This window comes from Bacteroidales bacterium, assembly GCA_021157585.1.
In the GTDB taxonomy this organism is placed as follows: domain Bacteria; phylum Bacteroidota; class Bacteroidia; order Bacteroidales; family UBA12170; genus UBA12170.
The window spans coordinates 33,880-56,545 of record JAGGWH010000057.1; the positions used below are offsets into that span (position 1 = coordinate 33,880).

The 22,666-nt window shown below is 33.3% G+C and carries 13 protein-coding genes; 7 read left to right on the forward strand and 6 right to left on the reverse strand.

Going from position 1 to position 22,666, the window contains the following annotated elements:
• Positions 1-192: 192 nt before the first annotated feature.
• On the reverse strand, positions 193-1,137 hold the full coding sequence (arcC, locus tag J7K39_03825) for a carbamate kinase (GenBank protein ID MCD6179012.1): 945 nt from the start codon (positions 1,135-1,137) through the stop codon (positions 193-195).
• A gap of 177 nt (positions 1,138-1,314) precedes the next feature.
• Here arcC and J7K39_03830 point away from each other — a divergent pair, with 177 nt between their 5' ends.
• On the forward strand, positions 1,315-2,847 hold the full coding sequence (locus tag J7K39_03830) for an SLC13/DASS family transporter (GenBank protein MCD6179013.1): 1,533 nt from the start codon (positions 1,315-1,317) through the stop codon (positions 2,845-2,847).
• A 2-nt stretch (positions 2,848-2,849) separates the two neighbouring features.
• Here the strand turns inward: J7K39_03830 and J7K39_03835 are convergent, their stop codons facing one another.
• From J7K39_03835 to J7K39_03845, 3 genes are all read right to left on the reverse strand, one after another.
• Positions 2,850-4,499, reverse strand: a complete 1,650-nt coding sequence (locus J7K39_03835) for a S8 family serine peptidase (protein ID MCD6179014.1) — start codon at positions 4,497-4,499, stop codon at positions 2,850-2,852.
• A 12-nt stretch (positions 4,500-4,511) separates the two neighbouring features.
• Positions 4,512-7,298, reverse strand: a complete 2,787-nt coding sequence (locus J7K39_03840) for a T9SS type A sorting domain-containing protein (protein ID MCD6179015.1) — start codon at positions 7,296-7,298, stop codon at positions 4,512-4,514.
• Positions 7,299-7,394: 96 nt separating this feature from the next.
• A complete protein-coding gene (locus J7K39_03845; protein MCD6179016.1) occupies positions 7,395-7,844 on the reverse strand; it encodes a winged helix-turn-helix transcriptional regulator in 450 nt (149 codons plus the stop codon).
• Positions 7,845-8,096: 252 nt separating this feature from the next.
• On the opposite strand from J7K39_03845, the gene J7K39_03850 reads away from it, so the two are divergent.
• Positions 8,097-9,278 carry a HAMP domain-containing histidine kinase gene (locus tag J7K39_03850; GenBank protein MCD6179017.1) on the forward strand — a complete coding sequence of 394 codons (1,182 nt, stop codon included), beginning with the start codon at positions 8,097-8,099 and terminating at the stop codon, positions 9,276-9,278.
• Positions 9,279-9,284: 6 nt separating this feature from the next.
• On the opposite strand, the gene typA is transcribed toward J7K39_03850, so the two are convergent.
• Positions 9,285-11,090: a translational GTPase TypA gene (gene typA, locus J7K39_03855; GenBank protein ID MCD6179018.1), complete on the reverse strand. Its 1,806-nt coding sequence runs from the start codon at positions 11,088-11,090 to the stop codon at positions 9,285-9,287.
• 237 nt (positions 11,091-11,327) lie between these two features.
• Here typA and J7K39_03860 point away from each other — a divergent pair, with 237 nt between their 5' ends.
• The 5 genes from J7K39_03860 to J7K39_03880 all read left to right on the forward strand — a co-directional run bounded on the left by J7K39_03860 (position 11,328) and on the right by J7K39_03880 (position 20,636).
• Positions 11,328-13,052 (forward strand): trehalose synthase, encoded by a 1,725-nt coding sequence (locus J7K39_03860; GenBank protein ID MCD6179019.1) that lies wholly within the window; start codon positions 11,328-11,330, stop codon positions 13,050-13,052.
• 18 nt (positions 13,053-13,070) lie between these two features.
• The gene (locus J7K39_03865; protein MCD6179020.1) at positions 13,071-16,190 is read left to right on the forward strand and encodes a beta-phosphoglucomutase family hydrolase; all 3,120 of its coding nucleotides are present in this window, start codon (positions 13,071-13,073) and stop codon (positions 16,188-16,190) included.
• Positions 16,191-16,239: 49 nt separating this feature from the next.
• Positions 16,240-16,875, forward strand: coding sequence for a hypothetical protein (locus J7K39_03870; protein ID MCD6179021.1), 636 nt, complete (start codon positions 16,240-16,242; stop codon positions 16,873-16,875).
• Between the two features lie 25 nt (positions 16,876-16,900).
• A complete protein-coding gene (locus J7K39_03875; protein ID MCD6179022.1) occupies positions 16,901-18,556 on the forward strand; it encodes an alpha-amylase in 1,656 nt (551 codons plus the stop codon).
• A gap of 67 nt (positions 18,557-18,623) precedes the next feature.
• Positions 18,624-20,636, forward strand: coding sequence for an alpha amylase C-terminal domain-containing protein (locus J7K39_03880; protein MCD6179023.1), 2,013 nt, complete (start codon positions 18,624-18,626; stop codon positions 20,634-20,636).
• Here J7K39_03880 and J7K39_03885 read toward each other — a convergent pair.
• Positions 20,633-22,666, reverse strand: a 2,034-nt coding sequence (locus J7K39_03885; protein ID MCD6179024.1) for a histidine kinase, incomplete at its 5' end; no start/stop codon positions are given. The genes J7K39_03880 and J7K39_03885 overlap by 4 nt on opposite strands.

The following is a 22,666-nucleotide window of genomic DNA, read 5'->3' on the forward strand; positions in this document are numbered from 1 at the left end:
TTATACCTAAAAATCCTAAAGAACGCCTCCTACCCTATTAATTTTATTAGGTCAATAAAAAAAGAGCAATCAAAAATGACTGCTCCTTTTTCTTATGAGAGTTTGCTTTCCTCCTATCCAACTTAAAACTGGAGTTTATAAAAAAAAGGATGACCAAAAATTGATCATCCTTTTACGTTTAAAGAATTTCATCTAGTTTAACACGATACGTGTTCCACAATCAGGTTTACCTAAATCAGATGCTTGTGTAATTATACATCTTTTTCCTCCGTTTTCAATGAATTCTATGGCAGCTCTAACTTTAGGTGCCATACTACCCTCGGTAAAATGTCCTTCTGATAGATATTGTTTTGCTTCTTTTACTGTAACTCTGTCAAGTGCTTTTTGTTTTGGAGTATTAAAATTAACATACACCTTAGGAACATCTGTTAAAATATAAAACTCATCTGCACGAATTTGCGAAGCCAACATAGAGCTCGCTAAATCCTTATCTATAACGGCATCAATCCCTTCTAAACGCTTACCATCTATGTAATGCACAGGAATCCCTCCACCACCAACAGTAACTACTATTTGTCCATCGCGAGCAATTTTTTCTATCGTTTTTCTATTATTGATACGAACGGGTCTTGGCGATGCAACTACTTTTCTAAAACCTCGTCCGCGTGGATCTTCAGCAAATACATCACCTTTTTCTTTAGCTATCTTTTCTGCTTCCTCCTTAGAATAATAAGGACCAATTGGTTTTGTAGGATTCTTAAAGGCCTGATCTTCTTTATCTACCAAAACTTGAGTGATAATAGTAATAATATCACGTTCCATATCGGCTTTATAAAGCACATTACGTAACTGTTGTTCTATCATATATCCAATAGATCCTTGCGTTTCTGCCACACAAACATCTATAGGCAATTTAGGAATACCAAAAGTCTTCTCACCTGCTTCGTGCTGAAGCAATACATTTCCTACCTGAGGTCCATTACCGTGACCAATTACTATATCGTACCCTAAATTAATAAGATCGAGCAAATGTGTACAAGTCTCGTAAACATTAGCTTCTTGTTCATTAATTGTTCCTTTTTGATTGCTTTTAAGAAGTGCATTTCCTCCAAAAGCCACAACGGCTAACTTATTCATTTATGTAAATTTAATTCGTTATTATTCATTTTACTATAGCCTGCGAATATAAAAAATTAGCAGGTGCAAAAATCAATTTCACCTGAATTATAATCTACATTTAGTACTAAATAATCAATATCATCATTTTTCATTCTAATAATTTATAATAACTTAGCAGAAAACACTGCTTACATTATGCTTAAGTTTTTAAAAAGTAAGATTTTTTGGAGTTTTATAATCACCCCTCTCTTAAGTATATACTTAATCTTTTTTTCAGACTTAGTACCAGAAAATCCACTAATTGCCAAAACCTTAGGAATTGCTATTCTCATGGCATCGTGGTGGATAAGTGAAGCCGTTCCCTTAGCTATTACAGCAATAATACCCGTAGCTGCCTTTCCTCTATTAGGTATTATGAATGGAAAAGACGTCTCATCCACCTATTTCAACCATATTATCTTCCTGTTTATTGGTGGATTTCTAATGGCATTGGCCATGGAAAAATGGGAATTGCATAAACGTATTGCACTAAAAATTCTGCTATTAATTGGTGGAGGTCCGGCTCGCATTTTATTCGGATTTATGTTTGCAACAGCCTTTCTATCAATGTGGATATCGAATACGGCTACTGCAATGATGATGGTTCCTATTGTTCTCTCTGTTCTAATAAAACTTGAAGAAAAACTAGACAAAAAAGATGCGGCGAATTACTCTCTTGCATTATTGCTTGGGGTTGCATATAGTGCTTCTATTGGGGGAATAGCTACTTTAGTTGGCACTCCTCCCAATCTTTCTTTTGCAAGAATTTTTGCAATCATTTTCCCTGAAGCCCCTGAAATCAGCTTTTCCGACTGGTTTACCTTTGCATTACCTTTGAGCATGGTTTTATTTATTTTCATTTTCGGATGGTTATACTTTTTGTTTCATCCGAAAAATAAAGATGTAGAATTCGACGATGAAATTTTTAAACAAGAATATAAAGCTCTTGGAAAAGCCAGTTTTGAAGAAAAAATTATTTTTATTCTATTTATTATTTTAGCATTCCTTTGGGTTAGTAGATCAGGAATTTCTATTGGAAACTTTAATATAATTGGCTGGGATCACTTTTTTCCAAATAAATCATATATAAATGACGGGACTGTAGCTATTTTTGTAGCAATCGCTCTTTTTATAATACCTTCAAAAAATAAAAAAGGAGAAAAACTACTCGACCAAAAAATAATCCCAAAACTTCCTTGGCATATCGTTCTTCTTTTTGGTGGAGGCTTTGCTTTAGCCGGAGGATTTATTCATTCAGGATTAAGTTTATGGATAGGCAAACAATTAATATTCCTCGATCAATATCCTCCACTACTTATTTTGTTTGGAGTAGCATTAATTATGTCAGTATTAACAGAGTTAACATCAAATACCGCGACAACAGAAATGTTTTTACCAATATTAGCAGGTATAGCTGTGAGCATAAAAGTAAATCCTCTTTTATTAATGCTACCTGCAACTTTTGCCGCATCTTTAGCGTTTATGCTACCTGTTGCAACACCGCCAAATGCTATCGTATTTGGAACTAATCGAATAAGCGTAATGCAAATGATAAAAGCAGGATTTGTATTAAATATTGTAGCTGTAATACTTCTTAGCCTATTTGTATTCTATTACGGTCAGATAGTTTTCGATATCGATATAAATCAAATTCCAGATTGGGCATTACAAATAACCAAGCCCAAATAGAACTAATCTATCTTAGCTATTTTCTCAGTTTGTGTTTGAATACCATTGCTTAGACGCAAAAAATAAATTCCACTTTTATAATCTCCAAGAGAAAGACGATAAAAACTACTGCTTTTATCAAGCTTGTCACTATAAATAACACGGCCCTGGATATCAAGTAATTCTATAGTTTTAAAATCATTATTACTTTGATCCCAACGGACTATAGAGATATTTGAAACGGGATTTGGGCTTATTGTAATTGAATTTTTTGATAATAATTGTTCAGATATTCCCAAAAGAATACGAGCATTATTAAAATCGGGAATTCCGTACCCATATCTATTATCGGGTGTTGAATATTGCGAAGCACTTTTCTCAACAGCTTGAATAATATCCATATTATTAGCGTCGGGAATAGCTTGCCATAAACAAGCCATCATTCCTGCAATTAATGGAGAAGAAAAAGAAGTCCCATTTCCTGTCCTTAATACGTCGGCATCAACATTTGCTAAAACAGTACCTCCTCCTTGTGCTACAATATTTGGTTTTACTCGTGAATCTGACTCAAATCCGTATGAACTAAAATTTGTAATTAATCCATCAGCATCAACAGCACCAATAGTAAAAACACTGTCACCATCGGCTGGAGCAATTAAATATTTCCAAGAATCATCACCTGAATTTCCTGCAGAATTTACAACAATAATTCCTTTAGATGCAGCTAAATCAGCAGCTTTGGTTACTTCAATAGTATTTCCATCAAAATCATCATAAGAATGATCATAAACAGCATCATCGAATTCATTATATCCCAAAGAAGAATTAATAACATCTGCTCCCACACTATCGGCAAAGGCAGCACCTGCAATCCAATTATATTCTTCAATTAAAAATTCGGAGCCAGTTTCTTCTGTAAGCAGTAGCCAATAATCAGCTTCGGGAGCAGTTCCTAAAAAAGTATCGGGTAAATAGCCTCCCATTACAGATAAAACCATAGTTCCGTGGGTGTTATATCTATAAACATCCTCAGCAGGATTAACAAAATTATAAGAACCCAAAATCTGATTATTGTCCCATAGTGAACTGAAAATTGTTCGAACATTAGCGTTTATAAAACCTGCATCCAAAACAGCTATCACCATTCCGTCACCTTTAAAACCACTTTCGTGTAAAGGAATTCCGTTAACCATATCAATCTGGTTAAAAGCATCGCCATATACAGGATCATTTTCAGTTTGAATCAACTTTAAAGGAATCGTTTCTTCCTCTGCAAATTTATCAACCAATTTAGATTTATATGTAGATGATCGTTTATTAATTCCTTCAGCAGAATATACATACGACAAGGCATTTACTGCATCCAAAACCGTTTGTGATTCCACTTCTATGATAATGGCATTAATCCACTTTACCTGAATAATAAGCTTTGCACCAGTCGCTATAACACCCTGAATATAAACAGGATCGATAGGAATATCAGTAATATCCACTTCTAATCCCTGCTTATTACGGCGATCTATAGCACGCTGCGTTAAAAACTCACCGGGCTGAGATAAACTGTAAGGCGATTGATCTTTGTCGGTAAACCTCACTAAATATTTGTTTGGCGAGATTTGGGCAAACACCTGAGCAGTAATCGTAAAAAATAATACTATGATAAGCTTACGCATAATCTATTGAATTTATTGTTTAATCAACTTCTCTTGATATTTCCCTTCCTTTGTAATTATTTCATAAATATATAATCCTGATTTTAAGGATGAAATATCTATGCTCTCCTGCACTTGTTGGTCTTTCCAATTTCCAGACAAGACCTCTTTACCTTGCAAAGAAAATATCTTCCATTCTATAACTTTAATAGAATTTGAAGGTACAATATATAAAAGATTTTCTGCCGGATTTGGGAATAATTGAAAATTATCATCAGAAATTATTGGATTATTAATTCCTGTCCCTAAGTCTTCTTCAGTTATTTCAGAATCCGAATAGAGTCTGTATTCTCCGGCATTTAGAGAAATAGTCATATTTACATCTGTTACTTCCAAGCTTGTACCATTAAAATAATCATACCAAGTTCCTGTATGTTGGAAGCTTCCAACTATATTTCCTGATACAACATCAAAATTTCCTAGAGCAACTACATTAAGTTCAGTACTGTTAAGCTTTACTCTTTTTAATGCATTATAGACATCCAAATTATAATTTGTTGTTTCAAAAACATCCAATTTAGTTTTTAAATTAGCTATTGAGCTTACAAATGTTTTTAATGCGAATCTGTCAGCATCAAATTGATAGTCCCATTTTGGAGGTTTATTACCTACACGACCATTGTAATCGATAGATATATCAAATCCTAATTCTTCAAATTGCCATATCATTTTTGGTCCCGGTATTATAAAGTCAAATAAGAAACCTAATTTCATTCGTTCCAAACCAATGGATTTTACCTTAATATCGTAGCTTCCACCATCGTTATTTCCCCATGTATCGGTATAAACCATTTGGCGCTCTTCATCGTGACTTTCCATATAAATAACGGCATTAGGATTATTCCATCCGCGTTTTTGGTACGATGCCCAGTCAATATTAGACTTTCCGCTATCTGTATAACCCATATGAGCCTCCTTAAAAGAGCCATTCATATTACCCCAAATCATCATGCCATAATCAGCCAATTCTTTCTCTTCATAATTATCAGTAAAATGCTCAAGTATAACGTAAGTTTCAGGATTATTTTCCCAAACTTTATCAGCCATTCGCTTGAGAATTGCTATTCTACTTGCATCATAAGCCCAGCCACTTCCTGAAGTATTGGTAAATCCTTTTGTAAAATCATATCGAAAGCCATCCACTTTAAATTCATCAATCCAGTAGTTGTTAACACGATCGATAAATGCTTTTGTATCATAACTTTCATGATTAAAATCATAGCCCCAACTATAATCTGTATTGGGAGACTCTATATTGAACCAAGGATTATTTGCGGCGGGTCTATCATTTACATTATCCCAATACATATGAACCATAGGATTTGAGCCATAGGAATGGTTAAGCACCAAATCAATAATTACAGCAATACCATTTTGATGACAAACATCGATAAATGCCTTTAAATCGTCTTTGGTACCATAATATTTATCGGGAGCAAAATAAAATGCAGGGTTATATCCCCAGCTTTCATTACCTTCAAATTCATTAATAGGCATTAACTCTATAGCATTGATACCAAGATTTTTAAAATAGCTAATAGTATCTATCAACGACTGATATGAATGCTGAATAGTAATATCACGCACTAAAGTTTCATAGATAACTAAATCTGTAATTTTTGGCTTTTGAAAATTATTTATTTGCCAATTATAATCTGTTTGAGCAGTTGTAAATACAGAAGCAATACCGGAAGTTTTCCCTTCCGGATAAGCAGGCAAACCCGAATAAGTCTCATCTCCTATCCACTTATCGTTCCATGGATCGCTTACTTGATCGCAGTAAATATCTGCAAACCTATCTGTTCCATCAATAAGATATTGATAAATGTAAGATCGACCTGCTATAAGATTATCAATCTGAATCCAATAACGTAAACCATCGGGAGTTTTTTTCATATACAACTCTTCGTTTAGTTCCCAATCAGAAAAATCGCCAATTGCAAAAACATCTGTTTTGAAAGGAGCATATAAACAAAGAATTACGGTATTATCATCTATATAATTTATTCCATCTTGAATACCTGTGGGCAATGCCTCCACCACTTGTGTTGGGCGAACAAAGTAATAAAATGAATCCTGTTCCATATTCATTGCATTATTTGCATAAGCGATAGCTTTTACCCAAGATTTTCCACTTTGAGAAGCAGTAATTGTAGCGTCTAAAACATCCTCGTTTTTAACAGAAGTATACCATACATCATTAACATAAAGGGCTACACTATCAGCGCTTGTAGAATTTGCTTTAACAACAATTTCATCATTTAATTCAACCAGTAAAGCATCAGAGGTTGGAAGTTCAAAACTTACATTTAAGCCTTCTTCATACACAGCCACATAAATATCTCCTCCACTTTCAGTCTTGCCTTCTTTTGAGCCATCGGCATTACGAAAAACAAATGCCATCTGAAGAATAGTTTCGCCATCGGGAACACCATAAAATTCACGTATAGAAGGACTTATTGTTAGTTGATAAAGGCCACTACCTATCGGTGTCAGCTTTGCTTTAGTAGTATTTTCAGTCCAACCGGCAATTACATATTTCCAATCACTTGGAGAAGTGCTAAGGTTGGTAATTACTCCTGTATGAGCATATATATCACCCGTAAAACCATCTAAGCCTTTATTTCCTTCAGCAGTATTATAGGTAATAACAACAGCATCTCCAGCAATTGGAAAATCAGGATTGGAAACTATGATTTGGGCATTTGCGCTAATGTTAATTGCTAATACAAGCAATAACAAGCTAGTATAAAACTTCATTTATTAAATTTTTTAGGTTATGGGTACAAAAATAGAATAAAAAATGATTCTATATTCCCTAAAAATTTAAATGAGAGAACTAAAATATTAATATCCTTATTGCTTTACAAATGAATTCTCGTCAGAAATATCATTTGTAAGTGCATTTATTTTTTCAATAACCTTGAAAAAGACATCAATTTCTTCTTTACCAAAATTATCAAAAATAAAATTATTGTAAGCCAAAACTATCCTTTTAGAAACTTTTTGATATTCTAATCCTTTTTCTGTTAGAAATAAATTAACCACCCTCCTATCAACAGTATCTTTTTTTCTGTATATCAAGCCCTTCTCTTCCATAGTATTTAACAAACGGCTTAGGCTTGTTGGTTCAATACCCATTTGCGGAGCAATTTTAGTTACAGGAACGCCACCTTTTTTTACATTGATAAGAACATAACCTATGGCTTGAGAATATCCGTGTTGAATAGTTAATCTGTTATACATCTTGGCAATAGATTGCCAAGTAGTTTTAATTTGATATCCGACAGTATCTTGCGCTTTCATGGGTATTTTTTATATTTTTTATTATGCAAACATAGCAAATTAACAAATTGTTAGCACTATAAAATTTGGGTATATTTATTTAAAAATATAACTTAGTGCAAATTTTTCCCAAATCAATAAATTATGCGCTTCAATTACATAAAGTATATATTCACTGATACGCCTGAAAAAGCGTTTAGCGAAAAACACATATTTAATTTTTTTATTTTTATAACCAGTATTTTATTCTTTCTTGCGACAGTATTTAATTATATGGCCGACTTCGGAACTGTTACTACAATTTCTTTCGCTGGAGGGATATCATTAGGAGTTATATACTTTATAAGCAGATTTTATGCTTACAATCAAAAAGTAGTAATTATATTCATTATTTCTTCGTTTTTATTCTTAAACGGACTTTTCTTTACAAATTTTGGATATAAAGGACCTATTGTATATAATTTCCTCACATTTGGGATGGCTATTATGTTTTTTCTAAACAAAAAAAATCAAATCATTTTCTTATTATTACTATTGTTGAATTTTGTAGTTCTTGCTGTTATCGAATATGTACATCCTTCTTATTTTGGTTATTACAATAGTGATTCTATGAGAATTATAGATCATGTTGTAAACTTAACATTTAGTCTTTTAATACTCGCTTTTCTATTTTATTTAATGATTGGTTATATTAAAACTCAAAAATTTAAGGCTGAAGAATCAGATAGACTTAAATCATCTTTCTTGGCAAATATGAGTCACGAAATACGAACACCATTAAATGGAATTGTAGGGTTTAGTCATTTGCTCAATGAGGCAAATATTACCAAAGAAGAAAAAGAGCATTTTACAAAAATTATTCAATCCAATTCAAGTCATTTGGAAGGATTAATTAATGATTTGATAGACATCTCGATTATTGAAGCCAAAGCCTTAAGTCTTTCTTACTCTCCCATAAACCTAAATTCGTTTATGAATCAAAATTTAAAGAAATTTAAAACTATAATATTTGCAAAACAAAAAAATATAGAAATATACCTTAGTCAGGGGTTCCCTTTTGATGATAGCACTGTATATATTGATAAAGTACGCTTAAATCAAATCATCAATAATTTGGTATCAAATGCAATAAGCTATTCAGAAAGTGATAGTATTCATTTTGGATATATGCTGGAAACAAACGGTAAATACATACGATTTTTCGTGAAAGACCAAGGAATTGGTATTAATACAGAAGATCAAAAATTAATATTCAAACCTTTTATAAAAGCAAAAAATGCCAAATTCGTTTCCAGAGGGGGTACCGGAATTGGATTAACAATAGCTAAAGAATTAATTGAGCTTATGGGCGGACAAATATGGTTAGTATCCTCTGAAAATAAGGGAAGCAATTTTTATTTTACCATACCTTATTATAAAAGTCCTACAGAAATACCCTCAGATATAACACTTTAAAGAGTCTTACTTATTCTTTTTCACTCTTTTTCTTTCGTGTTCTTTTAATAAAATTTTTCGTATACGTAAGCTTTTAGGTGTTACTTCCAAATATTCGTCAACCCTAATATATTCCATTGCTTCTTCTAAAGAAAAGCGAATTGGAGGAGTAAGCAAAACTTTATCATCAGCTCCTGACGAACGCATATTAGATAGCTTTTTTGTTTTAGTAACATTAACAACTAAATCATCTTGCCTAATATGTTCACCTATTACCATACCTTCGTAAACAGCTTCATTTGATAAAATGAAAAACGATCCCCTATCTTGTAATTTATCAATAGAAAATGGGATGGCAGTTCCTGTTTCCATAGCAATTAGAGCTCCATTTTTTGTGGTTGCAACAGAACCTTTAAGAGGTTGATAATTAAGAAAGCGATGTGCAATTACAGCCTCGCCTTGAGTGGCTGTTAGCATACTATTACGTAAACCTATAATTCCACGAGAAGGAATCTCAAATTCCATATGAGTACGATCCATTTTGGATTCAATATTCTTAATCTCTCCTTTTCTTAAAGTAACCATTTCTATCACCTTTCCCGAAAGATTATCAGGAGTGTGAACAGTTAGTAATTCTATAGGCTCATTTTTAACACCATCTATTTCTTTAATAATCACTTGCGGCTGACCTAATTGAAACTCATAACCTTCTCGGCGCATCGTTTCAACCAAAATAGATAAATGTAAAATTCCTCTTCCAAAAACAATGTAAGAATCCGGCGAATCTGTTTCTTCTACACGTAATGCAAGATTCTTTTCAATCTCCTTAAATAAACGTTCGCGCAAATGACGAGAAGTGACATATTTTCCTTCCCTACCAAAAAATGGAGAGTTATTGATGGTAAACAACATACTCATTGTTGGTTCATCAATGGCAACAGGGGGAAGTCCTTCGGGGTTTTCAAAATCGGCTATAGTGTCACCAATATCAAAATTTTCAATTCCTAATAAAGCAACTATCTCTCCTGCCGTAACAATATCTTTCTTTTTTTCTTTTCCAAGACCTTCAAAAACATATAATTCTTTGATTTTAGATTTAAATATACTTCCATCTCTTTTCACTAAAGAAACATTGCCGCCCCACTGAAGAGTTCCTCGAGTTAGTTTTCCTACAGCTATTCTTCCTACATAACTGGAATAATCTAAAGAAGATATTCGCATTTGTGTTGTTCCTTCATAAACTTTAGCAAGAGGTATATTCTCTATAATTACATCTAACAAATAAGAAACATCAGTAGTAGGTTTAGTAAAATCTTCGCTCATCCAGCCTTCTTTAGAAGAACCATAAACCACAGGAAAATCTAACTGATCTTCTGAAGCACCAAGACTAAACATCAAATCAAAAACTTTCTCAACAGTATCTTCAGGATCACAATTTGGCTTATCTACCTTATTTACAACAACTATTGGTTTTAAATTCAACTCAATTGCTTTTTCTAACACAAATCGGGTTTGAGGCATTGGACCTTCAAAAGCATCAACTACCAATAAAACGCCATCAGCCATATTTAAAACACGCTCTACCTCACCACCAAAATCCGAGTGTCCGGGAGTATCAATAATATTAATCTTTGTTTCTTTATATCTAACAGAAACATTCTTAGACAAAATTGTAATACCTCTTTCACGCTCTAAATCGTTACTATCAAGAATTAAGTCGGCAACTTCCTCATTCTGTCTAAAAAGTTTAACTTGATGTAAAATACGGTCAACCAATGTTGTTTTACCATGATCTACGTGTGCAATAATTGCAATATTTCTTATTTCAAACATCTTCAAAATTTTGGACTGCAAAAGTAGTATAAATTTTGTCGCAAATACAATTATTATTAGTTCATCTAATAAATTAATATTCAGCTTATTTTAAGCTTAAAATAGAGCGATTAAAAAAAGTTTTCAAGTGCAAACGATTGAAATCATTATACATCAAAAAAAGACTACTTTCTTTACTTAATGTTCGTATTTTTGACCTCTAATTTGAGGTATTAACCAAGAGGATTATATAAAATTATGCCTGATAATCATGCAATAAATCGCTTATATAACAGTTTTAACGAACTTTATTCCGGCAACTCTCTTAATCTTTTAAATAAGTTTATTGAGCAATTAGATAATTTAAAATCAAAGCTTTCTCATATAGATTCGCCTTCGGATTGGTATAAAGATGTTACCGTCTATTCTCTTTATGTTGATTTATTCAATAAAGATTTTAGTGGACTTAGTGAAAAATTGGATTACCTGCAAAACCTAGGCGTAAATTGTTTATGGTTATTACCTATTCTGGATTCCCCAATGAAAGATGCTGGCTTCGATATCAAAAATTACAAGCGTATTCGCAAAAATTTGTTTCGTCTTCCAGATAATGCGTCTACAGAAGAAGAAAAAGTTTTATTTAAACGATTTGTTGATAAAGCACACGATAAAGGAATGCGTGTAATCTTCGACATTGCTATGAACCATACTTCAGTGGAGCATCCTTGGTTTCAAGAATCTAGAAAAAACAAAAACAATCCATATCGTAATTATTATATTTGGAATAAAGACACAGATAAATACAAAGATGCTCGCCTTTTATTTAAAGGAATGTGCCCTAGCAATTGGGAAAAAGATGGCGATTGCTATTTTTTCCATCGCTTTTTTGAGTTCCAACCCGATTTGAATTACCGTAATCCCGAAGTTTTATTGGCAATGTCTCAAAACCTATTGTTCTGGTTAGAGCAAGGTGTTGATGGTTTTCGAGCCGATGCTATTCCCTATATCTGGAAAGAAGAAGGGACAAACTGCGAAAATTTACCCAAAACACATAGCGTTGTTAAGTTTTTTAGAGCTGCTCTCGATTATGTAAAACCAGGAACACTATTGCTTGCTGAAGCTTGCCAAAAACCTGCCGATGTTGTAGATTACATAAAAACAGGTGATGAATGCCATGCGGCCTACCACTTCCCATTGATGCCTCAAATGTTCAAAGCCATTGCAAAAGAAAGCGCCGAGCCTATATTAAATACTTTAAGTCCTCAAGTTACACCAACAATTCCTATTGATTCACAATGGTTTACATTTTTGCGTTGCCACGACGAATTAAGTCTTGAATTAGTTTATGTAAATGAAGAAGATCGAGCTTATATCCACAAAAATTATTGTCATCAACCCGAATGGGACTTCCGTGTCGGAGAAGGTATTTCAGCTCGTCTATCCGAACTTTTCAAATTCGATGTCGATAAAATAAGCCTTGCTTATTCTCTGATGCTTAGTCTGCCCGGAACACCTGTAATTTATTATGGCGATGAATTTGGCAAAGCAAACGATGATACTTATTACCGCGAAATGATTCAAATGACAGGGAAAAATGATACTCGCTTTCTTGTTCGTGGAAAAATTGACTGGGAAAAAGTAGAAACTCTTTTAAACGATGAAAAATCTTTCAATGCTATAATATTTAAACGTTTAAAGAAACTAATAAATACCAGAAAACAATACAAAGCTTTTGGAAGGGGTTCTATTGAATGGTTAAATACCAAAGAAGAAACAGATAATCCAATATTAGCTTTTAAAAGAAAATACAAAAAAGAAGAGCTACTGATAATACACAATTTAAGTAAAAAAGAGCAATACCTTGAAATTCAACTAAATACTTCCGTAGATTTACTTGACCAAACTCTTAAATCAGAAAATGGAAGATTAATTATCCCTGCCGGATCATTTTATTGGTTAAGCAAGGATCAATGGATTGATTAATTAGAAATAACAGAAACAATGTCAAAGCTTAATTTCAAAGCCGTTATATTTGATTTAGATGGAGTAATAACCAAAACAGCTTTAGTTCATGCTGCTGCGTGGAAAAAAATGTTTGATGACTATCTAAAATCACGCGAAGAACGTTTTAACGAAACATTTAAACCTTTCACTCATACCAACGATTATTTACCTTATGTCGATGGGAAACCTCGTTATAAAGGCGTTGCCGACTTTCTAAGTTCACGTAATATCGAGCTTCCATATGGCAACCCAAGCGATGCTCCTGAGAAAGAAACCATATGTGGCTTAGGAAATAAAAAAAATGATGCTTTTAACGAAGTATTAGATAAAGAAGGTGTTGAAGTTTATCAGAGCACTGTTGATTTTATGCATTTTCTTAAAGAAAATGGGATAGGTATTGGTGTTGCTTCATCAAGTAAAAACTGCCGTAAAGTACTGATAAAAGCGGGTTTGATGGATTTGGTTGAAACCGTTGTGGATGGTACAGATTCCGTTAAACTCAACCTTAAAGGAAAACCTGAAGCCGATATTTTTACAACAGCTGCCGATAATTTAGGCATTGCCTATCACGAAAGTATTGTTTTTGAAGATGCCGTATCTGGTGTTCAGGCCGGAAAAGCAGGAAACTTTGGTTTGGTTTTAGGACTTGCCCGAGAAAAAAATATCCAAGAACTTAAAGCTGCCGGAGCAGATATTGTTGTTGAAGATTTTGATGATTTAAAAGTTGAAGGTCTTATAGAATGGTTTGAGAACGGCCTTGATCAAGAAGCTTGGTCAATTGCTTATCACGAATACGATATCGGCAAGGAAAAAAGTCGCGAATCTCTTTTAACTGTTGGAAATGGTTATTTCGGAACGCGTGGAGCCATGGAAGAAGTTTCGGCTGATGAAAAACATTATCCGGGAACTTATATCGCCGGATTGTATAATCGACTAAAATCTCCCGTTGGCGACCGAGAAGTAGAAAATGAAGATTTTGTGAATATTCCCAACTGGACAAGCATCCAATTTAAAATTGATGATGGTGACTGGTGGAATTATAAAACAGCAAAGTTTTCGGAATATACAAAGAAACTTAATCTGAAGACAGGCGTTTTCTCAAAAGAATTAATTGTTGATTTATCTGATGGCAAAAAAATCAAAATAGAATCATCACGATTTGCCAGTATGGATAATCCGCATTTAGGAGCGATTAAATACAGTATCACACCGCTAAACTTTAGTGGAAAAATCACCTTTAGAAGTGGCATCGACGGAGCGATTGAGAATCGCGGAGTAAATCGCTATAATTCTCTTAATCAGAAACATATAAAGCCTGTTAGTCAACAATCTTCCGATGGATTTGTACAAGTAATCTCCAAAACAGTTCAATCAAATATTGAAATTGTTTTAAGCCAAAAGCAAGCCATTTCTATCAATAACGAAGCTGCATCAACTCAAATAGAATCAATTACCTTTGAAGGGCAAGCTTTTAATGAGTTTAGTGTTCTTGCAAAAGAAAATGATACAGTTACTCACGAAAAAATTACAAGCATATATACCTCAAAAGATAATGGAGTTATAAATGCAAAAAAATCTTCTGAAACAGAATTAGACAGCACATCTACCTATAATCAACTTTTTGAATCTCATTCCATAGCTTGGGAAAGCCTTTGGAAAACTTATGATATTCAAATTGATGGAGACCGTTTAAGTCAAAAACTTATTCGTTTGCACACCTATCATATGCTCGCCTCGGCATCTCCACACAATACTAATATTGACGCGAGTGTAACTGCTCGCGGTTTACACGGCGAAGCTTATCGCGGACATATTTTTTGGGACGAGCTATTTATACTCCCATTCTATAGTTTACGATCGCCAGAAATAGCAAAAAGTTTATTGATGTATCGTTACAGAAGACTGAATGAGGCAAAAAAATACGCAAAAGAATTTGGGTATAAAGGTGCTATGTTCCCTTGGCAAAGCGGTAGCAATGGTCGAGAAGAAACTCAAACAGTACATTTAAATCCATTAACCGGCAAGTGGGGAGACGACTACAGCTCTTTACAACGCCATGTTTCATTGGCAATAGCATACAATATTTGGGAATATTTCAATAGTACAAACGACACTGCATTTATGGAAGAAGCAGGAGCTGAAATGTTTCTCGAAATCTGTCGCTTCTGGGTTTCCAAATCAAAGAAGAATACGAATACCGGTCGTTACAGTATAGACGAAGTTATGGGACCTGATGAATTTCACGAGCATGCCAAAAATAGTTCAAAAGGTGGATTGAAAGATAATGCCTATACCAATATTATGGTTTCGTGGATGCTTGAAAAAAGCAAAACTATTCTATTGAGCATTGCCTGTGAAATTGAAGATAGTTTATTAGAGAAACTCGGTATTCAATATCAAGAATTATTGCTTTGGGATGATATTTCCAAGAAATTAAATCTTGTAATTTCTGAGGATGGAATTATTGCTCAATTTGATGGCTATTTTGAGTTAAAAGAACTCGATTGGGATGCTTATCGCGAAAAGTATAAAAATATATACCGTATGGATCGCATTTTAAAATCAGAAGGCAAATCAGCCGATGATTATAAAGTAGCCAAGCAAGCCGATACTTTAATGACTTTTTATAACCTTTCGGAAGGCGAAGTAAATAAAATCCTGAGCCGTTTAGGCTATTCTCTCCCCAAAGATTATTTAAGTCGGAATTTGCATTATTATTTGAAACGTACTTCACACGGTTCATCACTTTCTCGTGTTGTTCATGGTCAGCTTGCTCAATTAATTAATGACGAAACGCTTAGCTGGCAACTTTATAAAGAAGCTTTAGGAAGCGATTTTGTGGATATTCAAGGAGGGACAACAGGCGAAGGCGTTCACACAGGCGTTATGGCAAGTACAGTAATGTTAGCTATTACTACCTATGCCGGAATTAATTTACACGGCGATATCCTCGAAATTAATCCACGTCTTCCAAAGCATTGGAATAAAATTACTTTTAGTATAAAATTCAAAGAAGTTAAATATAAATTTACCATTTCTAATAACTCTACTCACATAGAGACTGATAAAGAAGTGACCGTCAAGCTAAATGGTAAAGATAAAATCATAGGAAAATAAAACGTTGAAATAAATTATAGTATTTTTATCAAAGATAAATTTTAAAATTATGTTAGGTGACGTATTAATAATTACAGAAAAGCATTTGAAAGCAGCCGAAGGAATTATAAAGGAAATCTTAGCCAAAAAGAAAGATAAATTTATTATTGGAATATCAGGCGAAAGTGGAAGTGGGAAATCGGAATTAGCACATACTGTTGCCAAAGGTTTACGAAAACACGGTATTATTGCCAAACCCTTGCATATCGACAATTACTATAATATTCTTCCTCTTGAGAGAACCCAATGGAGAACAGAGAATGGAATAGAAAAAGTTGTTGGATATAACGAATACGACTGGGATACTATTTATCGTAATATTAAAGAGTTTAAGGAAGGAAAAAGTTCAACCGGACCTTGTGTTGATTTAGTTACCGAGCAAGTTGATCAATTAACAACAGATTATAGCCAAGTAGATATGCTAATTATTGATGGCCTGTATTCCATTAAAACTGAAGGTGTTGATCTTGCCATTTTTATCGAACTCACCTATCACGAAACAAAAAAAGCTCAAGTTGTTCGAGGAAAAGAACCACAAAACGAATACAGAGCTAGAGTTTTAGAACAAGAGCACAAAATGGTTCAAGCTCTAAAACCAAGAGCTGATCTATTAATAAATATGGACTATCAGCTTGTAAAAGCTTAATTTCTACATTTTGTCAAAGTTTGCCATTTATCAAGTTCTAATACGAAGTTTTGGGAATTCAAATACTCAACCAATAGTTAATGGAACTATTGAAGAGAATGGCTGTGGAAAGTTAAATGATTTTACAAATAATGCCCTCAAAAGCATTAAAGAACTTGGCGTTACACATATTTGGTATACCGGAATTATTCGGCATTCAACCACAACTGTTTATCCGGAAATTCCTTCAAACAATCCAAGTATAGTAAAAGGAAAAGCAGGCTCGCCTTATGCCATAACAGACTATTACGATGTGCATCCTGATTTGGCAGAGAATGTTTCCAATCGAATGCTCGAATTTGAGGAATTGCTCGAGCGAACGCATAAACAAGGTCTGAAAGCCATTATCGACTTTGTTCCCAACCATTTAGCGCGAGATTACAAAAGTATTATGCACCCAAATGGAACTGAGGATTTTGGTGAAACAGATAATCCTAATATAGGTTTCCATACTCAAAACAACTTTTATTATTTGCCAAATGAATCGCTAAAACTACCTTTTCCCTCAAACTATAAAGAAAACCCGGCAAAAGTTAGTGGCAACGATGTTTTCAATGCTTTTCCACAAAAGCACGATTGGTATGAAACCATCAAATTAAATTACGGAATTGATTACCAGGGAGGAAATACAAAACACTTCCATCCTACTCCAAAAACTTGGACAATGATGTGCGATGTGCTTTTGTACTGGGCTGCAAAAGGCATTGATGGTTTTAGATGCGATATGGCGGAAATGGTTCCGGTTGAATTTTGGAAATGGGTAATACCGCAAGTAAAAGAAGTAAATCCAAACGTAATTTTCATCGCAGAAATCTATAATCCAAGCCTTTACAAAAGCTATACCCAAATTGGAGGCTTTGATTACTTATACGATAAAGTTAGTTTATACGATAGTTTACGTTCGATAATTGAAGGCAAAAACTCTGCTGAGATATTAAGTTCCGTTTGGCAAAAGTTAGATGGTCTCGATAATAAAATGCTCCGCTTTTTGGAAAACCACGATGAACAACGTATTGCTAGTCGATTTTTTGCAGAAAATCCCACGAAAGCAATTCCTGCATTTTTCCTAACAGCAACAATGCATCAAAACCCTTTTCTGATTTATTTTGGTCAAGAATTTGGTGAGTCAGCAAAGGGAGAAAGCGGCTTTAGTGGCGATGACGGTAGAACTAGCCTTTTTGATTACTGGCCAGTTCCAAGCATTCAAAAATGGATATTCGATGCAAAATTTGAAATTAAAAAGCTTTCTATAGAAACACAGAAATTATTTCAGCACTATAAAACCATTACTGAGTTTAGTCTTAGCGAAGAAGCAATAATTAATGGTAATTTTTACGATTTAATGTGGTATAATAAAGATAATCCCAATTTTAACTCTAAATCGATATTTGCTTTTTTAAGAACGACTAAAAACCAAAAACTTATTTGCCTATGTAATTTCTCTGCTGAAAAACAATCAATAAAACTTAAGATTCCGCAACATGCTTTCGAATTTTGTGATATTAAAGAGGCTAAGCTTTTAAATTTTGTTTTCTCCGATTATTTTACAGATATCACCTTAAATACTAACGGATTAGAAATAATTGAAAAAGGAGTAAATTTAGAATTGTCAGCTTATTCGTATAACGCTTATCAATTCTAAAAATTTATGCTTAATTTTAAAATCAAAATCTATAAGAGATAAAATAGTTTCAATGTCAAAATCGGAAATACCAAAATTAACAATTATCGAACAAGACCCTTGGTTAGAGCCTGTTCAAGAAGACATTTATGCTCGTTATCAACGCTTTATTGATAAAGGAAAAAGCATCATAAAACAATCGGGCAGCTTACAAAAATTTGCTTCTGCTTATACCTATTTTGGTATTCATTTTGATAAAAAAGAAAATGCTTGGATTTATAGAGAATGGGCTCCGGCTGCTAAAGGATTGTTTTTAATTGGAGATTTTAATAATTGGGAATATTTTACGCACCCTTTACAAAATATCGGGAATGGAATTTGGGAAATAAAATTATCTAACAAAAAGTATAAAGAAACTTTTGTACATCAAAGTAAAATAAAAGTAGTTGTACAAACAGAGGAAAATACTCTTCCACGAATTCCCGCCTATATTACTCGAGTTATTCAAAATGAAAACACAAAAGATTTTGCCGGACAACTTTGGTTTCCAGAAAAAGAATATCAATGGAAATCTAAATCGTTTTCATCAGTAAATAAGAATAACTTATTTATTTATGAATGCCATATAGGGATGGCCCAAGAAAAAGAAGCTGTTGGAAGCTATAAAGAATTTACAGAAAATATTCTACCTCTAATAAAAGAAAAAGGCTATAATGCTATCCAGATAATGGCCTTGGCAGAGCATCCTTATTACGGCTCTTTTGGTTATCACGTAAGTAATTTCTTTGCACCTTCATCTCGGTTTGGGACTCCTGAAGATTTAAAAGAACTCATTGATGAAGCCCATCTGCTTGGGATTACTGTAATTATGGATATCGTTCATTCTCATACAGTTAAAAATACAAACGAAGGGATTAACAACTTTGACGGAAGCGGACATCAATATTTTCATGAGGGAGAAAGGGGGAATCATCCCCTTTGGGATTCTAAGCTTTTTGATTATGGAAAAACCGAAGTCTTACAATTCCTTTTGTCAAATATCTCCTACTGGATGAATGAATTTAAAGTGGATGGTTTTAGATTTGACGGTGTAACTTCAATGTTATATTTTCATCACGGAATAGGTGTCGACTTTGGCGATAGAGATGGTTATTTTACTAAAGGAGTAGAATATGATGCTCTCACCTATTTACAATTAGCAAACAAACTGATAAAAGAGATAAACCCAAATGCGATTAGTATAGCTGAAGATGTGAGTGGAATGCCTGGTCTATGCAATCCTATTGAAGATGGAGGTATAGGTTTTGATTATCGCCTTGGAATGGGAATTCCGGATTATTGGATTAAGCTTCTGAAAGAGAAGAAAGACCAAGACTGGAGTATGTGGGAGCTTTGGGATCAAATGACCAATCGCAATTGGCAAAGCAAAACTATTGCATATGCTGAGTCGCACGACCAAGCACTTGTCGGTGATAAAACCTTAGCTTTTAGACTTATGGATAAAGAAATGTATTTCTCTATGAGCAAAAATATCGATAATCCAATTATTGATAGAGGAATCGCTTTACTTAAACTAATTAGGATGTTTACATTAAGTTTGGGTGGTGAAGCCTATCTGAATTTTATGGGCAATGAGTTTGGGCATCCGGAATGGATAGATTTTCCACGCGAAGGGAATAACTGGAGTTATAAACATGCTCAACGTTTGTGGAGTTTAAGCAAAAGAGATGATTTAAAATACTCATTTCTAAACAATTTTGATAAAGCTATGCTCGAATTTAGCTCTCAAAACAATATTATGTGTGCACTTCCTCCTCAGCAGCTTTGGGTTGATGAGTGGCATAAAATTATTGTTTTTGAGCGCAACAATCTTATTTTCATATTTAATTTCCACATAGATTTATCTCCCATAGATTATGCCATACCTATCACTTATGAAGGAGCTTACGAATTAATATTTAATTCAGATAATTCTGAGTACGGAGGCTTTTCCAGAATAGAGAGAAACACTACTTTTTATGCTAAAAGAAAAAAAGAAAAAATTTTACTTAGGTATTATTCGCCCAATAGAAGTATGCAGGTTTTAAAACGACAAAACTAAAAATAATCAATTGGAATACTAATTATCACTTGTGTTCCTATGGCTTCATTTTTCTCACCTTTTAAATCAATAATATTGTAAGAAATTATATCCTTGGAATATTTGTTTAGTGCCAATAATCTATCATTTACTATTTCTGTAGATAGTGATTTAGAAGCAAAAATATTGCCCTTATTCATTTTAGAAGAAGCCTCACGTCCTATTCCATTATCACGTAATTCAATCATTAAATGATTTTCTTCTTTTACAAATTTAATATTTAGCTCTCCTTTTTTTTCGAGATGCTGAATACCATGCTCAATAGAATTTTCGATAAACGGTTGAGCCAGCATCGGAGGAATTTTTATTCTTTCTATATCTAAAGCAGGATCTATCTCAAAAGAGAAAACAAAATTATCAGAGAAACGCATTTTCTGAATTTCCAAATAATAATTTAAAATATCGATTTCGCTTTTAAGTGAAATATAATCGTGACGAGAGCTTTCCAATATAAGACGGATTAAACGAGCAAAACTATTTAAGTATTGCGAAGCCATAGCTGCATCATTCCTAATAACAAAACTTTGGATAGAAGTTAACGAATTAAATATAAAATGAGGGTTCATCTGAGAGCGCAACACTCTCTGTTTCAAGTTATCAATTCTTTCCTCTGCAATACGTCGTTCTGTAATATCTTGCACAAACTCCGAAACATAATCAACGTTGCCGGCAGGATTAATATTTGGATACATAGAAACCAAATTATTATTATTTCCTATCATTTCCAGTTCAATAAGAGGTTTTTTCTCAAGTACCACTTTATCAAACATTCGAATACGCTTTTTACGTACGGCTTTTGGGATAATATCAAAATAACTGGCTCCTATTAAATCCTTATTTCTTAAACCTAATCTACTTTCAGCAGTTTTATTTAAGGCCTTTATCTTTCCATTTCTTTGAATAAAGAGAATAGACTCTGTTACTGAATTTATTAATGTTTGGAGTTCTTGCTTTTGTTCTTGCTCTCTTCCAATATTTATAACCTCCTGAGTAACATCAATTAAAGTAACTAATACATTATCATCATCTTCCTTAAAAACTAAAGGGGCACAACTAATGTCCAGCCAATGAAGGCTTTTTTTATTAATTAATTGAACTTTAAATCCATTTACGGCTTTATTTTCCATAAATACATTCAATAGAGCTTCCTCTACACTTATTTTATTTTCACCTTCAAAAAAATCAGCAAATGGAATACATAAAAATTGAGACTCATCACGACTGTCAAGTAATTCTTTACTTTTTCTGTTAGCGTATTGAATAGTACCGTTTTTATCAAGGACAAGAATTCCCGTCACGCTATACTCAAATACAGCTTGAAATTTATGTCGTTCCTTATCACTAATACTTAATTTTTCCTCAATATTAATTGTTTTGTTTACTAACTTTAAATATGAAAATTTATTTTTACGATATAAATAAATCAGATATGCTCCGCTAGACAGAAGTAATACTAATATCAAAATAAAGATAAATAAACGAATTTTAGCTTTTCTATTTTCAAGCTCTCTTTCCAGTAAAACATTTTTTTGTTGAATCTCAAAACTCGTATTTAATTTAGCTAAAACGGATTGATGTCGCTTATTAGTCATTCTTTTACTCAGTTCAATCTCTTTCTGAGAAAAGAGATAAGCAGTCTTATAATCCTTGATAAACTCATAATACCTTTCCCTGCCTTTATAGTATGTCAAAAGCATATTAGGATCTTTAATTCTCAATACTATTGACTCCGCCTTATCAAGGTATTGGTTTGCCTTTATTACTTCGTTCTTAGCCAAATAATCTCCTGATAAATTAAGATAAGAATTTGCTATCATCTTACCATTACCCGATTGTTTTCTTAAATCAAGAGCTAGGTTATTATACAAAATAGTAGAATCAATATTATTCTCCAAAGAATAAATATGTGCCATCAGAGTATAAACATTGCTGACTCTAATTTTGCCCTCAGTACATTTTAATAAAAACTCTTTAACAGCTGATTTAGCTAA